Origin of the sequence: Ochrobactrum sp. RH2CCR150, assembly GCA_014138095.1 — a bacterium.
GTDB classification, from domain to species: Bacteria; Pseudomonadota; Alphaproteobacteria; order Rhizobiales; family Rhizobiaceae; genus Brucella; species Brucella gambitense.
Genome location: JACGXE010000001.1, coordinates 242,979 through 255,553 on the forward strand (window position 1 = coordinate 242,979; position 12,575 = coordinate 255,553).

A 12,575-nucleotide genomic window follows, 5' to 3' on the forward strand; every position below is an offset into this window, starting at 1 on the left:
AAAGAGCGGATTGCGTGTGAGTCTGTAAAGATGTCTGCCGTTCTTAACCATGTAGAGGATAGCCCTATGGCAACCGTTAAGGTCGATAACAGCAACTTTCAGTCGGACGTTCTTCAGTCGAACGAGCCGGTCGTGGTGGATTTCTGGGCGGAATGGTGCGGTCCATGCAAGATGATCGCTCCGGCGCTCGACGAGATCGCTGCGGAAATGGCCGGTCAGGTCAAGATCGCCAAGGTCAACATCGATGAAAATCCGGAACTCGCCGCACAGTTCGGCGTGCGCTCGATCCCGACGCTTCTGATGTTCAAGGACGGCGAACTCGCAGCCAATATGGTTGGCGCCGCTCCGAAAAGCCGCCTTGCCGACTGGATCAAGGCTTCTGCCGCTTAATCAGAGCGCATCCCGAAAAGTTTGAAACGGTTTTCGGAAAAGATGCGTGTTAAGACGGCATAACAGCATCCAATAAAAAACCCGGCCTTGGTGCCGGGTTTTTTATTGCTTGAAGAAGCCCGCGTGGGCTTATTTCAACTTCTTCTTGATGTCGGTGTTGCCGGTATTAATCGGCTTGCATTCGTCATGCGTGCCCAGAATATAGTATTTGCCGTCGGCAGAAGGATTCGTGCCGATAGCGCAAAATGGCATTACCTTGATGCCAGTTCCCTTTGCATTGGCTCTGTTTGTAGTATTCGCAGCAAAAGAAGATGCAGCCGAAAAGCCCATAAATAGAATTGTTGAAATAATAATTGTATTACGCATTTAAATATCCATCATTAAAAATACAATCAGTAATAATGGAGATAAATAAAGGCGAAACGGTGATTAATAATTATCTAATAATATTCTAAATTCATCAGTTTGGTGGCGTATTGTTCTCTTCCAATACTTCGCCCGCAAGATAAAGCGATCCGCCAATCAGGATGCGTGGCGGGATTTCATCGGCGGGCCATGTATCGTGCAGGAGCTTCAGCGCATTGGCGACCGAGTGGACCGGTTCGGCTGACAACCCGGCCTTTTGGGCGGCGACAGCCAGCGCATCGTTCGGTATACCTGCATCGCTGGATGGAATCGGCACGGTGAAGACATGGCGCGCCATGCCTGCAAAGGCCTCAAAATAGCCAACAGGGTCCTTGGTGTTGATCATGCCGGTAATCAGGAACAACGGGCGCGCATTGCGTTCTTCGAGATCGCCGAAGGCTTCCGCGATGACTGCGCCTGCGCCCGGGTTGTGACCACCATCGAGCCAGATTTCCGACGTTGCCGGTGCAAGATCGACCAGTGTTCCGTGGGTCAGCCGCTGCATGCGCGCGGGCCAATCCACAACCATCAGCGCCTTTTCAACGGCCTTGTCGGGGATGTTGAAGCCCGCAAGCTGTACCGTTTCGATAGCGGCGGCGGCATTGGCAATCTGGTGACGGCCGGGCAGGCGTGGCAGTGGCAGGTCGATCAGCCCATCTTCGTTCTGGAAGACCATGCGGCCATGTTCTTCAAAGGCCAGGAAATCCTGTCCGTAGACGGAAACCGGGCAGCCGAGGCGGTCCGCTGTGGAAACGAGCACTTCCCGCGCCGCATCGAACGGCTGAAAGCCGACGACGACCGGGCAATCCTTCTTGATGATCCCGGCCTTTTCGGCGGCAATCAGCTCCACGCGGTCGCCGAGAAAAGCCTGATGGTCGATGGAGACCGGCATGATAAGCGATACGGCCGGTTCGGGAATGACATTGGTCGCGTCAAAACGACCGCCAAGACCGACTTCCATAATGACGACATCAGCCGGATGCTCGGCAAACAGTACAAAGGCGACGGCGGTGAGAATTTCAAAGACCGTAATGTGCTGACCGCCATTGGCAGCTGCAACGCGCTCGATGGCATCGGCCAGAACATCGTCCTCGACCAGCTTGCCGCCGCCGGGCGCAGCCAGACGATAGCGCTCGTGCCAGTTGACCAGATGCGGAGAGGTGTGGACGTGGACGTCAAAGCCGCCCGCCTCAAGAATGGCGCGGCAGAAGGCGGTCGCTGATCCCTTGCCGTTTGTACCGGCAATATGGATCACGGGCGGTAGTTTGAGGTGCGGATTGCCGAGCCTCTCCAACAGACCGCGAATGCGGTCCAGGGAGAGGTCAAATCCTTTCGGATGCAGTTGCATCAGCCGCTCGATAGCGGCAGCCGCCTTGCCTGCCACGATCTGGCTGCCCATATCAGGCCGCCTTGCTGTCGGTCTTGCTGTCGATATCCGGCTTTGGCGCTGCAGGACTGTCGGTGTTGGCCGGCTGCTTGGTCATGATCTTCAGGAGACGCGCAATCGTTTCCTTCAGCTCGGTGCGTGGCACAACCATGTCCACCATGCCGTGCTCCATCAGATATTCAGCGCTCTGGAAGCCTTCCGGCAGCTTTTCGCGGATGGTTTGTTCGATCACGCGCGGACCGGCAAAGCCGATCAGTGCACCCGGTTCAGCGATATGGATGTCGCCCAGCATGGCGTAGGAAGCCGTCACGCCGCCCGTGGTCGGGTTGGTGAGCACGACGATGTAAGGCAGGCCCGCTTCTTTCAGCATTTCCACAGCAACAGTGGTGCGCGGAAGCTGCATCAGCGAGAGAATACCTTCCTGCATGCGCGCGCCGCCCGATGCTGCGAACAGAACCAGCGGACGCTTCAGCTCGATGGCCTTTTCGAAGCCCTGAATGATCGCCTCACCGGCGCCCATGCCGAGCGAGCCGCCCATGAAGCCGAAATCCTGCACGGTGGCGACAATCGGCAGGCCTTCAATGGTGCCGAGGCCATTGACGATGGCATCGTCCATGCCGGTGCGGGTGCGGTAATCCTTGAGACGGTCGATATATTTCTTCTCGTCGCGGAATTTCAGCGGATCAACTGGAACCTTCGGCGCTTCAAGCGTGGTATATTCGCCATTGTCGAAGAAGAAGCGCAGGCGATCTTTCGCCTTGATGCGCATGTGATGGCCCGAAGACGGGATCACGAACTGGTTGCTCTCCAGATCCTTGTGGAACACCATCTCGCCGGTCGACGGATCCTTGATCCAGAGGTTTTCCGGCATTTCGCGACGACCAAGCATCGAGTTGATCTTCGGACGAACGTAGTTGGTGATCCAGTTCATGACGTTTGGTTCCGTTTCTTGTTCTTCGACGGCAAGCATTTCCGACAGAAAGTGCGGGCGTCTTTGCGCCCGCTCATGCGGAAAAGCAACTCTACCCGCTTAAATGGACGATTTATTGGGCGGCTTCAAGGCGTGTCGTGCGAACGCTTTGCGCCAGTGCACCGACAAGTTTGCTCACGGCGGCTACAGGATCGCCCTTAAGGGCGCCTTCCGGCGTCAATTCACCGGCCACCGCATTGACGATTGCCGTGCCGACAACGACGCCATCCGCATGGGCGGCAATAGCGGCAGCCTGTTCTGGCGTCTTGACGCCAAAGCCGACGCAGATCGGCAGATCGGTGCTCTTCTTGATGTGACGCACCGCATCGCCGACGCGCGCCGTATCGGCGATGGCCGAGCCGGTAATGCCGTTCATCGAGACATAATAGACGAAGCCCGATGCATTATGCAGAACCTTCGGCAGACGGTTGTCGTCGGTGGTCGGCGTGGTCAGGCGAATGAAGTTGATACCGGCTTTCATGGCCGGGACGCAAAGTTCGGCATCCATTTCCGACGGCAGATCGACAATGATCAGGCCATCGACGCCCGAAGCCTTGGCATCGGCAAGGAAGCGCTCGACGCCATAGATATAGATCGGGTTGTAATAGCCCATCAGTACGATCGGGGTCGTGTCGTCCTCCTTGCGGAATTCGGCGGCCATGTAGAGCGTCTTGGTCAGCGATTGCCCGGCTTTCAGGGCGCGAAGGCCAGCAGCTTCAATCGCCGGGCCGTCAGCCATCGGATCGGAAAAGGCCATGCCCAGCTCGATCACATCCGCACCGGCCTTCGGCAGCGCCTTCATGACCTTGAGCGAGGTTTCGAGGTCGGGATCGCCACCCATGAAATAGGTGACCAGCGCCGGACGGCCCTCGGTCTTCAATGCGGCGAATTTGGTGTCGATGCGAGTGGTCATACCGTGCCCCGTGGCAAAGTGCGCGCAAGATAATCGGCGATGGGTTTGCCGGACATGGCCGTCTCCATCCAAGCGCGCCGTTCAAAGTCAATAATTCCGAGTTCCCAGACGCAGGCCATCAGCAAGGGCTGTGCGGGCATGAATTCGATCTCGTCGCCGAGTTCGGACTGCCACAGCATTTCCGTTGCAATGCCGCCTTCCAGCCACCAGTGGAGCAGAAGCCACAGGCTTTCCTCACCCTGGTGGAGAATGGCGAAACCGGCATCCTGATGCGGCAGGGCTTCAAGCCTTGCCGCAGCATTTGCGATCTGCCTGCGGGCGATGCCCACCGCAGCTTCTGCAAGCGGATTGGAAGGGTCCGCTTCGATGATGTTGAGCTTGATCGTCGCCGAGCCGCATTCCGTCAGCCCGTCGAACCATGCGGCGCGCGGTCTGTAGGTGGAAGCGTCAGCGACGTCTTTGCCCATACTGTCCTCAGATATCCATGCCAAGCAACTTGCCGACCGTGTGGACGTCCTTGTCGCCACGGCCAGACAGGTTGACGATCATGATCTGGTCCTTGCCCATGGTTGGGGCCATCTTGACGGCCTGCGCAATGGCATGGGCGGATTCCAGCGCCGGGATAATGCCTTCGACGCGGGTTGCAAGCTGGAAGGCATCCAGTGCTTCCGTGTCGAGGATCGGCACGTAATCGACGCGGCCCGAATCCTTGAGCCAGGAATGTTCCGGGCCAACACCCGGATAGTCAAGACCGGCGGAAACCGAATGGCCTTCGAGAATCTGACCGTCTTCGTTCTGAAGCAGATAGGTGCGGTTGCCATGCAGAACGCCGGGACGACCGGCGCTCATCGATGCGCAATGCTCGTCACCGTCCAGCCCGTGCCCACCTGCCTCGACACCGACGATCTTGACCGATGCGTCGTCGAGGAAAGGATGGAACAGGCCGATGGCATTGGAACCGCCGCCGACAGCCGCGATGATGACATCCGGCAGACGGCCTTCCTGTTCGAGTATCTGCTGGCGGGCTTCCGTGCCGATGACCGACTGGAAGTCGCGGACCAGTTCCGGATAAGGATGCGGACCGGCAGCCGTGCCAATCAGGTAATAGGTGTCTTCAACATTCGTGACCCAGTCGCGAAGCGCTTCGTTCATCGCGTCCTTGAGCGTGCCGTTGCCAGCCGTGACCGGCTTCACTTCGGCACCCAGCAGCTTCATGCGGAACACATTCGGCTTCTGACGTTCAACGTCCGTCGCGCCCATATAGACGACGCAAGGCAGGCCGAAACGCGCGGCGACGGTTGCGGATGCAACGCCGTGCTGTCCTGCGCCGGTCTCGGCGATGATGCGCGTCTTGCCCATGCGCTTGGCCAGCAGAATCTGGCCGAGGCAGTTGTTGATCTTGTGGCTGCCCGTGTGGTTCAGGTCTTCGCGCTTGAAGTAAATCTTCGCGCCGCCCAGATGCTTGGTCAGGCCTTCAGCATAGTACAGCTTGGAAGGCCGACCGGCATAATAGGTCGAAAGGGCGGAAAGCTCGGCCTTGAACTCGGGATCGTTCTTGGCCGTTTCATAGGCTTCCTGCAATTCGAGGATCAGCGGCATCAGCGTCTCGGCGACGAAACGTCCGCCGAAAATACCGAACATGCCCTCTTCATCCGGGCCTGTCTTGTAGGAATTGGGTTCAACCGGCTTGTTCAACGCTTCAGCTCCGTCATGTTCAGGCTACCCCTGTCTGGGTACGTCGGGCGGATGGCTTTGCATCCGCATCGGCGACAGCCTGGAAAAAATCTTCAATGAGACGCACGTCCTTTTCGCCCGGTGCGCGCTCGACGCCAGACGATATGTCGATGCCCGGCGCGTGCGTCTCGTGCAGCGCCTCGGCAATGTTGCCAGCGTTCAATCCACCGGAAAGCATGTAATCGACATCCGCGTCAAGCGCATCGAGCAACCCCCAATCGAAGGAGACCCCGTTGCCGCCCGGCAATTCCGATCCCTTCGGCGGCTTGGCGTCGAACAGGAAGCGGTCGGCAATACCCTTATAGGGTGCGATAGCGGCCAGATCGTCGGCGCTGCGGATCGCAAAGGCCTTCATGACCGGCAGGCCGTAGCGCTCTTTGACAAAGCGCACGCGCTCTGGCGTTTCATGGCCATGCAGCTGCAAAATATCCGGTTTTACGGCGTTGACGATTTCATCCAGCATCGCATCGTCTGCATCGACGGTCACGGCGACAACCTTGGCCCGACCAAGTGCGGCAGGGCGCAGCGCGGCTGCGGCATCGGGTGCGATATTGCGCGGGCTCTTTGGAAAAAAGATAAAGCCGATATGCGTCGCACCGCCGTCGAGAGCGGCAGCGACAGTATCAGGCGTTTTCAGCCCGCATATCTTGATATCCAAAGCCATGGGTTTCCCGTCGCACAAAACGAGGCGCTTCTCAAGCCGTTCGCACCTATTCGCAGCTAATCTCTGACGGTATGTCCGTCAAAACCGCGTGCGATCAGGAAATCATACGCTTCCATGACCTCCATGGGAACAGCCTGCGCAATCTGGTAGCCTTTGGCCGGATAGTCCAGAATGCGCTCCAGATCGCCGGTCATCTCGTTGATGAGCATCTCCACCGGATAGGAAGGTGTCGGCTGTTCGTCGAAGGAAAGGAGCGGTGCGGTCACGCTGGCCTTTGCTTCCGGCCATTGCCGCGCGACGGTGGCGTGCACACGGCGTTGTGTCTGTGGCTTGGTGACGAAAATCGGGCTGATCACGCCCGGTAGCATTTTTTCAAGTGAGAAGCGGATGTTTTCGCCAATATTGGTGGCGTTCGGTTCGATGGTGATTGCCTCTTCGGGCACACCGCGCCGCATTGCCACTTCGGCAAAGGCTTCCGCTTCGCTGGCGGGGTAAAGGTTTTCGGTCCAGTGACCGCTTTTGCCGGTAAAGATCACCAGCGGCGCCATACCTTCGAGATAGAGATCGGCGGCGCGTTCCGCTACGCGCAGATCGTAGCTGCCGAGTCCGATGATCACATCGGATGCCGGAATGGGATCGTAAATGCAGTGGTAGTCCCACAGCACCTTGGCGGCGGTCAGTATTGATGGGTTCATGTAAAGTCTATAGCCTGTAATGCGCTGCCATTTCGCTTCAGCCACGCCTTGCAGCGTTCTGTATCGGGGCAAAGCTCCTGACAGAGTTTCCAGAATTGCGGCCCATGATTCATCTCGATCAGATGCGCGACTTCATGCGCGACGAGATAGTTGATGACGGCCGGCGGTGCCATGCCGATACGCCATGAAAAGGAAAGAACGCCATCCGAGGTGCACGAACCCCAGCGGCTCTTGGTATCCTTAAAGCGAACGGCCTTGGCTTTGCGCCCGACGGTCGCCGTGTGGCGCGCGACGAGCGCTTCGATATCCCGCTTCACCTGCCCTTTGAGATAATCGGCCAGACGGCGCGGCAAGTGACTGGGATCGCCGTGAACCAGCAGCACATTGCCTTCAAGAAGGTCGACTGTGCCACGTCCAGGCTGATGCATGATAAGGTGCGGCACGCCGCGGATCGGAATTTTCACACCGGGCCGCACGGCAGGCTGATCCGGCAGTTTGGTGATGCGGCTTTCGATCCAGCCTTGATGGCGCTTGAGAAAGCTCTGCACCTCGCGCTCTGGCAGGCCGGGCGGGACGGTGATGCGCAGACCTTTTCCGCCAGCTTCGATGCGCAGCGTCAGACGCTTGGCACGCGGGTTTTCGAACACACGTAACTGCAACTCGCGACCCGCCACCGCATGGATGTGCTCGCTCCGGACAGTCGCCGTATTGGCAGATGCCCTGTTGCCGCTGATTTGCCGAAGGAAGGATAAGCCCATTGCCTAAGAATAAGCGATTCGCGCAAAAAGCCAGACAAAAAAGCTTTTTTAAGCAAAACGGCGCGGTTTTACCGCGCCGTTTCGAGAGATTTCAGGGCGTTATACATCATCAAAGATCGGTGATGTCGTTCTTGCCGCCCTTTGCTGGCGTCTTCTTGGCGGCAGCGCGTCGCTCGGCCATGAAGCGGTCGAATTCTTCCTTGTCGCGTGCGCGGCGAAGCTCTGCGGCATAGGATTCGAATTCGGCGCGGGCTTCGTCAAGCTTGCGGCGCTCTTCGGCAAGACGGTCCAGTTCTTCGCGACGCCAGTCGTCGAAGGCTGCATTGCCGGTTGCGCTGCCAAAGTTGAAGCTCTCGCTTTTGCGGCAGTTGCGGAAATAACCGAACATGGAATCGGTCTTCTCGTTGACGCCGCGCTTGAACCCTTCGAGACGGTCGCCCCAAAGGATATAGGCGAGCATGGCAAGGCCAAGCGGCCAGAAGAGAAAGAAGCCGAGCACCATCAGCGCAATCGTGGCTGGCGTCCATGCCGGTCGTATCAATGCGGAATTGGTCATGGTCTGCTCCATAATAATCAGGCCTGCCAGGTCCACATCATGCGGACATTTGTGTTTGGCGGCTTGATTTCGAATTGGTGAAGGGATTGCGGCATTTCAAGAATGTCGCAATCCGATTCCAGCCCGATTCAGAGGGAGTCAGAGCTAACCAATGTGATTATCTCGAAATTTTTTTCCGAAAATGTTCGAGAAAAGTAACGGCAAGCCCGGCAATCAGGGCCCAGAAGGCAGAGCCGACCCCGAAAAACGCCATGCCGGAGGCGGTTACAGCGAAGGTGATCGTGGCTGCGAGGCGCTCCGGTTCGTCCTTCAGGGCAAGCGACATGGCGTTGATGAACGGGCCGGTCAGGGCAAGACCGGCAACCAGCGCAATCAGCGTTGTTGGCAGGACGGCAAAGATCGCGACCAGCGACGCGCCGAACAAAGCGAACACCACATAGATTGCCGCATAGACCGGGCCGGTCAGCCAGCGCTTGGTCGGATCTGGATGCGCGTCGGGATTGGTGCAGAGCGCTGCCGAAATTGCTGCCAGATTGGTGGTCGATGCGCCGAAGGGCGCGGACAGAATGGAAAACAGGCCTGTCACACGCAGGCAGGCGCTGGTTGGCGGTTCATAGCCGGATGCGCGCAGCACGGCGAAACCGGGCAGGTTCTGTGACGCCATGGTCACGAGATAGAGCGGCAAGGCGAGGCCGATCATCGCGCCCAGATGAAATTCGGGCCAGACGAGGGTGAGCGTAGAGATTTCCGGTGCGGGCAGGGTTGGCGAGCGGCCTGAGACAAGCGCGAAGATCATGCCGACCACCAGAACGGCGATGACCGCCAGCGATGGATTGAAGAGGCGGATCAGGAAGAACAGCGCCACCAGCGGCAATACGAAAACGGGATCGAAAGGGACGGTCTTTGCGGCAGCGATGACGAAGCTCAACAGCACGCCCGCAAGCATGCCGGAGGCTACCGATGCCGGTATGCGCGACACCAGAACCGAAAGCTGGCGGATCAATCCCGTGGCAATCAGCGCCAGCGCCGTCACGATGAAGGCGCCGACAGCTTCCGCCATGGTGAAACCGGCGCTTGCGCCGATCAGCGCCAGTCCGGGCGTCGACCATGCCGCGATGATCGGCATGCGATAGCGGGTGCTGAGCCAGGCCGAGGTGGCGGCGATGGAAAGACAAATGGCCGTGACCCAGCTCGCCGTTTGGGCCTGCGTGGCGCCCAGAACCTGTGCGGCGGCGATGATCAGCGCCAGCGTGCCGCCGAAGCCGACAATGGCAGCAACCGCCGATGACGCGATGACCGAAAAGCGCATGATGATGCCCCGTTTATGCTGTTGCGGTCACGCGTTCTGCCAGACCGGAAACCGTGCGGATGAGAAGATCGAGATCCTGCGGCCGTGACAGCCTGTGGTCGCCGTCACGCACAAGCGTCAACGTCACATCGTCAACCGGCAGATGCTCTACCAGCGTCAGCGCGTGCTTGTATGGCACGTCCGGGTCCTGCATGCCTTGCAGAATATGCACCGGGCAACCCGTTTCGATAATGCCCTTGAGCACGACGTTCTTGCGACCGTCTTCTATCAATGCGCGTGTGTAGACATAAGGGTTGGGCGAATAATCGGACGGCTCTTCGAAATACCCCTTTTCCTGCAAGTCGCGCTTCTGTGCGTCGGAAAGGCTTGGCTCGACAAGTGCCGCCGTGAAATCGGGAGCAGGAGCAATCAGCACGATGCCAGCAGGCGACTTGCCTTCCTTCATCAGTTCCTGCGCCATGCGCAGCGCGATCCAGCCGCCCATGGATGAGCCGACAAGAATCTGCGGACCCTTGGCGTAATGGCGATAGGCGGCGAGGCTTTCGTTGAGCCAGCGCGAGATCGTGCCCTCGTTGAAGTCGCCACCGGATTCGCCATGGCCGGAATAATCGAGCCTTAACGCGCTGTGGCCGGTTTTTTCGGCCCATTGATCAAGAACCACGGCCTTGGTGCCGAGCATGTCGGAGCGATAGCCACCCAACCAGACAAGTCCGGGCTGATTTTTGCCCTCTCTATGGCGAACAGCGATCTTCGCGCCGTCAACGTCAAGAAATTCCGGCAGCAATTCCTGCTCCACTTCTGGCCCTGCATTGCTCATCTGAGTCTCCCGATAATTGGGATGTCTTGTGCCATGTCTCGCGAAGCGAGGAAACCCGCGCGATTGGTGGAAGCATTTGGCACATCTTGAAATTGAAGGAAATGTGACCGATATGTCGCTTTTCGCCCCTGATTTAGCTCTTTATCACGTGGGGGTGATTTTTCCTGTCAAAGATGCTATTGACTTCGCCGCTTGCTTGACGACAAGTCCGCGATCAACTGCGGTTGGATCGGGGATATGTCGTGTAAGCGACAAAAGTTCTTGCCGTATGAACGTTAACAATCAGGAGATAACGACCATTCGCCGACCGTTCAGAGCGACGCCGGTCCAGAAAGACGGACCGCGCTCCAACCGTGACATCCGGGTTCCCCGGGTCCAGCTTATCGATGCCGAAGGCCAGAACCACGGTGATGTTTCCATTCAGGAAGCTATCGCCATGGCAGAGGAAGCGGGCCTCGATCTCGTTGAGATCGTGCCGAACGCAGAGCCTCCGGTTTGCAAGATCGTAGACCTTGGTAAGCTGAAGTATCAGAACCAGAAAAAGGCCGCCGAGGCACGCAAGAAGCAGAAAACGGTTGAAATCAAGGAAATCAAGATGCGACCGAACATCGACACCCATGACTATGAGGTGAAGATGAAAGCTGCTCTGCGTTTCTTTGAGGAAGGCGACAAGGTCAAGGTCACCTTGCGTTTCCGCGGCCGTGAAATGGCGCACCAGGAGCTTGGTATGAAGCTTCTGCAGCGCGTCAAGGAAGACACTGTCGAAATCGCGAAGGTCGAGTCCGAGCCAAAGCTCGAAGGCCGTCAGATGATGATGGTGCTCGCACCGCGCTGATTTTTCAGCATAGTCTTGGAAAAGCCGCCTTCGGGCGGTTTTTCTTTGCAATTAAGCAACTGAGCCGCATTGAATATGGCAACTGTGGAACGATCATGAAGACAATAGGTGAATTGGGGAAGTATCAGCAGCGCCGCCGTCTGGCGATTGGCGTTGTGATTGCGCTTCTGGTGATCGCGCTGCTTTTCGTCCGCTCTTCCTGGGTTGGACGGGTTCATGAATATATCGAGTCCATCGGTCTCAGCTTCATCGTTGCCGCGATTCTCGGGCGCATGTGGTGCACGCTGTATATCGGCGGGCGCAAGAGCGCCGAAATTGTGCGCAGCGGTCCCTATTCGATGACGCGTAACCCGCTTTATGTGTTCAGCACGCTTGGCGCCATGGGCATCGGCGCGCAGACGGGCAGTGTCATCGTGGCTGTCGGCTTCGGCGTCCTTTGCTATGTCGCCTTTTCCATCGTCATCCGCACGGAGGAGAAGTTTCTGGAGCAGACTTTCGGCGAGCCGTATCGCGCTTATTGCCGGGATGTTCCCCGCTTCTTCCCGAAGTTCTCGATCTATAATGATGATGCGACGGTGACGGTGAAGCCGGATCGCCTGTATCGCACCTTTACGGACGGTCTGGTGTTCTTCGTAGCCTATCCGTTCTTTGAATTTATCGAATACCTGCAGGACATTCATGCCTTGCCGGTTTTGCTGCGGCTTTATTGATTCATTTCAGTCGATTCAGCCATTGCGTTTTATGGGCTTTGAGCCTATAAGGCCGCGTTCGAACCGCCCGGCAGGGCATGCCGTGGCGGTTTCGTATGCTTTTCAGGCTCGGTCTGCCTGAAAGTAAAAACAGATTTCGGTCGGTTTCAGGCACGAACGCCCTCCATAACAAGAGGCGTGGAGTGCCGCAGGCACGACGGGGACGAAACAAAGGAGTAGCAAAATGCCCAAGATGAAGACCAAATCGGCCGCCAAGAAGCGGTTCAAAATCACCGGCACTGGCAAAGTTGTAGCTGCAGCTGCAGGCAAGCGCCATGGCATGATCAAGCGCTCGAACAAGTTCATTCGCGATGCACGCGGCACCATGGTGCTCTCGGAAGCAGATGCGAAGATCGTAAAACAGTTCCTGCCTAACGGCCTCTAAGCCGCTGT

At 57.8% G+C, this 12,575-nt stretch carries 17 protein-coding genes; 4 read left to right on the forward strand and 13 right to left on the reverse strand.

What is annotated here, in order from left to right:
* Nucleotides 1-66: 66 nt before the first annotated feature.
* Nucleotides 67-390, forward strand: a complete 324-nt coding sequence (trxA, locus tag FHW03_RS01095; protein ID WP_078337659.1) for a thioredoxin — start codon at nucleotides 67-69, stop codon at nucleotides 388-390.
* Between the two features lie 129 nt (nucleotides 391-519).
* Here trxA and FHW03_RS01100 read toward each other — a convergent pair whose 3' ends face one another.
* From FHW03_RS01100 to FHW03_RS26000, 13 genes are all read right to left on the reverse strand, one after another.
* On the reverse strand, nucleotides 520-756 hold the full coding sequence (locus FHW03_RS01100) for a hypothetical protein (protein WP_182518979.1): 237 nt from the start codon (nucleotides 754-756) through the stop codon (nucleotides 520-522).
* A 94-nt stretch (nucleotides 757-850) separates the two neighbouring features.
* Nucleotides 851-2,143, reverse strand: coding sequence for a folylpolyglutamate synthase/dihydrofolate synthase family protein (locus FHW03_RS01105; protein ID WP_182519408.1), 1,293 nt, complete (start codon nucleotides 2,141-2,143; stop codon nucleotides 851-853).
* 52 nt (nucleotides 2,144-2,195) lie between these two features.
* Entirely contained in the window at nucleotides 2,196-3,113 is a 918-nt protein-coding gene (gene accD, locus FHW03_RS01110; protein ID WP_182518980.1) for an acetyl-CoA carboxylase, carboxyltransferase subunit beta, read from the reverse strand.
* Nucleotides 3,114-3,225: 112 nt separating this feature from the next.
* Nucleotides 3,226-4,065 carry a tryptophan synthase subunit alpha gene (gene trpA, locus FHW03_RS01115; protein ID WP_182518981.1) on the reverse strand — a complete coding sequence of 280 codons (840 nt, stop codon included), beginning with the start codon at nucleotides 4,063-4,065 and terminating at the stop codon, nucleotides 3,226-3,228.
* Entirely contained in the window at nucleotides 4,062-4,532 is a 471-nt protein-coding gene (locus FHW03_RS01120) for a hypothetical protein (RefSeq protein WP_182518982.1), read from the reverse strand. Before FHW03_RS01120 ends, trpA begins: the two co-directional genes overlap by 4 nt.
* Before the next feature lie 7 nt (nucleotides 4,533-4,539).
* Nucleotides 4,540-5,760, reverse strand: a complete 1,221-nt coding sequence (trpB, locus tag FHW03_RS01125; RefSeq protein ID WP_182518983.1) for a tryptophan synthase subunit beta — start codon at nucleotides 5,758-5,760, stop codon at nucleotides 4,540-4,542.
* 19 nt (nucleotides 5,761-5,779) lie between these two features.
* The gene (locus FHW03_RS01130; RefSeq protein WP_182518984.1) at nucleotides 5,780-6,463 is read right to left on the reverse strand and encodes a phosphoribosylanthranilate isomerase; all 684 of its coding nucleotides are present in this window, start codon (nucleotides 6,461-6,463) and stop codon (nucleotides 5,780-5,782) included.
* 56 nt (nucleotides 6,464-6,519) lie between these two features.
* A complete protein-coding gene (locus FHW03_RS01135) occupies nucleotides 6,520-7,158 on the reverse strand; it encodes a YdcF family protein (protein ID WP_182518985.1) in 639 nt (212 codons plus the stop codon).
* On the reverse strand, nucleotides 7,155-7,916 hold the full coding sequence (locus FHW03_RS01140) for a M48 family metallopeptidase (protein ID WP_182518986.1): 762 nt from the start codon (nucleotides 7,914-7,916) through the stop codon (nucleotides 7,155-7,157). Before FHW03_RS01140 ends, FHW03_RS01135 begins: the two co-directional genes overlap by 4 nt.
* A gap of 109 nt (nucleotides 7,917-8,025) precedes the next feature.
* Nucleotides 8,026-8,472: a DUF2852 domain-containing protein gene (locus FHW03_RS01145; protein ID WP_182518987.1), complete on the reverse strand. Its 447-nt coding sequence runs from the start codon at nucleotides 8,470-8,472 to the stop codon at nucleotides 8,026-8,028.
* A gap of 157 nt (nucleotides 8,473-8,629) precedes the next feature.
* Nucleotides 8,630-9,781 carry a benzoate/H(+) symporter BenE family transporter gene (locus tag FHW03_RS01150; RefSeq protein WP_182518988.1) on the reverse strand — a complete coding sequence of 384 codons (1,152 nt, stop codon included), beginning with the start codon at nucleotides 9,779-9,781 and terminating at the stop codon, nucleotides 8,630-8,632.
* A gap of 13 nt (nucleotides 9,782-9,794) precedes the next feature.
* The gene (locus FHW03_RS01155) at nucleotides 9,795-10,598 is read right to left on the reverse strand and encodes an alpha/beta fold hydrolase (RefSeq protein ID WP_182518989.1); all 804 of its coding nucleotides are present in this window, start codon (nucleotides 10,596-10,598) and stop codon (nucleotides 9,795-9,797) included.
* A 214-nt stretch (nucleotides 10,599-10,812) separates the two neighbouring features.
* Complete coding sequence (locus FHW03_RS26000; RefSeq protein WP_318282643.1) at nucleotides 10,813-11,004, reverse strand: hypothetical protein; 192 nt, start codon at nucleotides 11,002-11,004, stop codon at nucleotides 10,813-10,815.
* On the opposite strand from FHW03_RS26000, the gene infC reads away from it, so the two are divergent.
* The 3 genes from infC (at nucleotide 10,981) to rpmI (ending at nucleotide 12,567) form a co-directional block, all read left to right on the forward strand.
* Nucleotides 10,981-11,433, forward strand: a complete 453-nt coding sequence (infC, locus tag FHW03_RS01160; protein WP_377514034.1) for a translation initiation factor IF-3 — start codon at nucleotides 10,981-10,983, stop codon at nucleotides 11,431-11,433. The genes FHW03_RS26000 and infC overlap by 24 nt on opposite strands.
* A 95-nt stretch (nucleotides 11,434-11,528) precedes the next feature.
* Nucleotides 11,529-12,143 carry an isoprenylcysteine carboxylmethyltransferase family protein gene (locus FHW03_RS01165; protein WP_182518990.1) on the forward strand — a complete coding sequence of 205 codons (615 nt, stop codon included), beginning with the start codon at nucleotides 11,529-11,531 and terminating at the stop codon, nucleotides 12,141-12,143.
* Nucleotides 12,144-12,366: 223 nt separating this feature from the next.
* On the forward strand, nucleotides 12,367-12,567 hold the full coding sequence (rpmI, locus tag FHW03_RS01170) for a 50S ribosomal protein L35 (RefSeq protein ID WP_024898386.1): 201 nt from the start codon (nucleotides 12,367-12,369) through the stop codon (nucleotides 12,565-12,567).
* Nucleotides 12,568-12,575 lie beyond the last annotated feature (8 nt).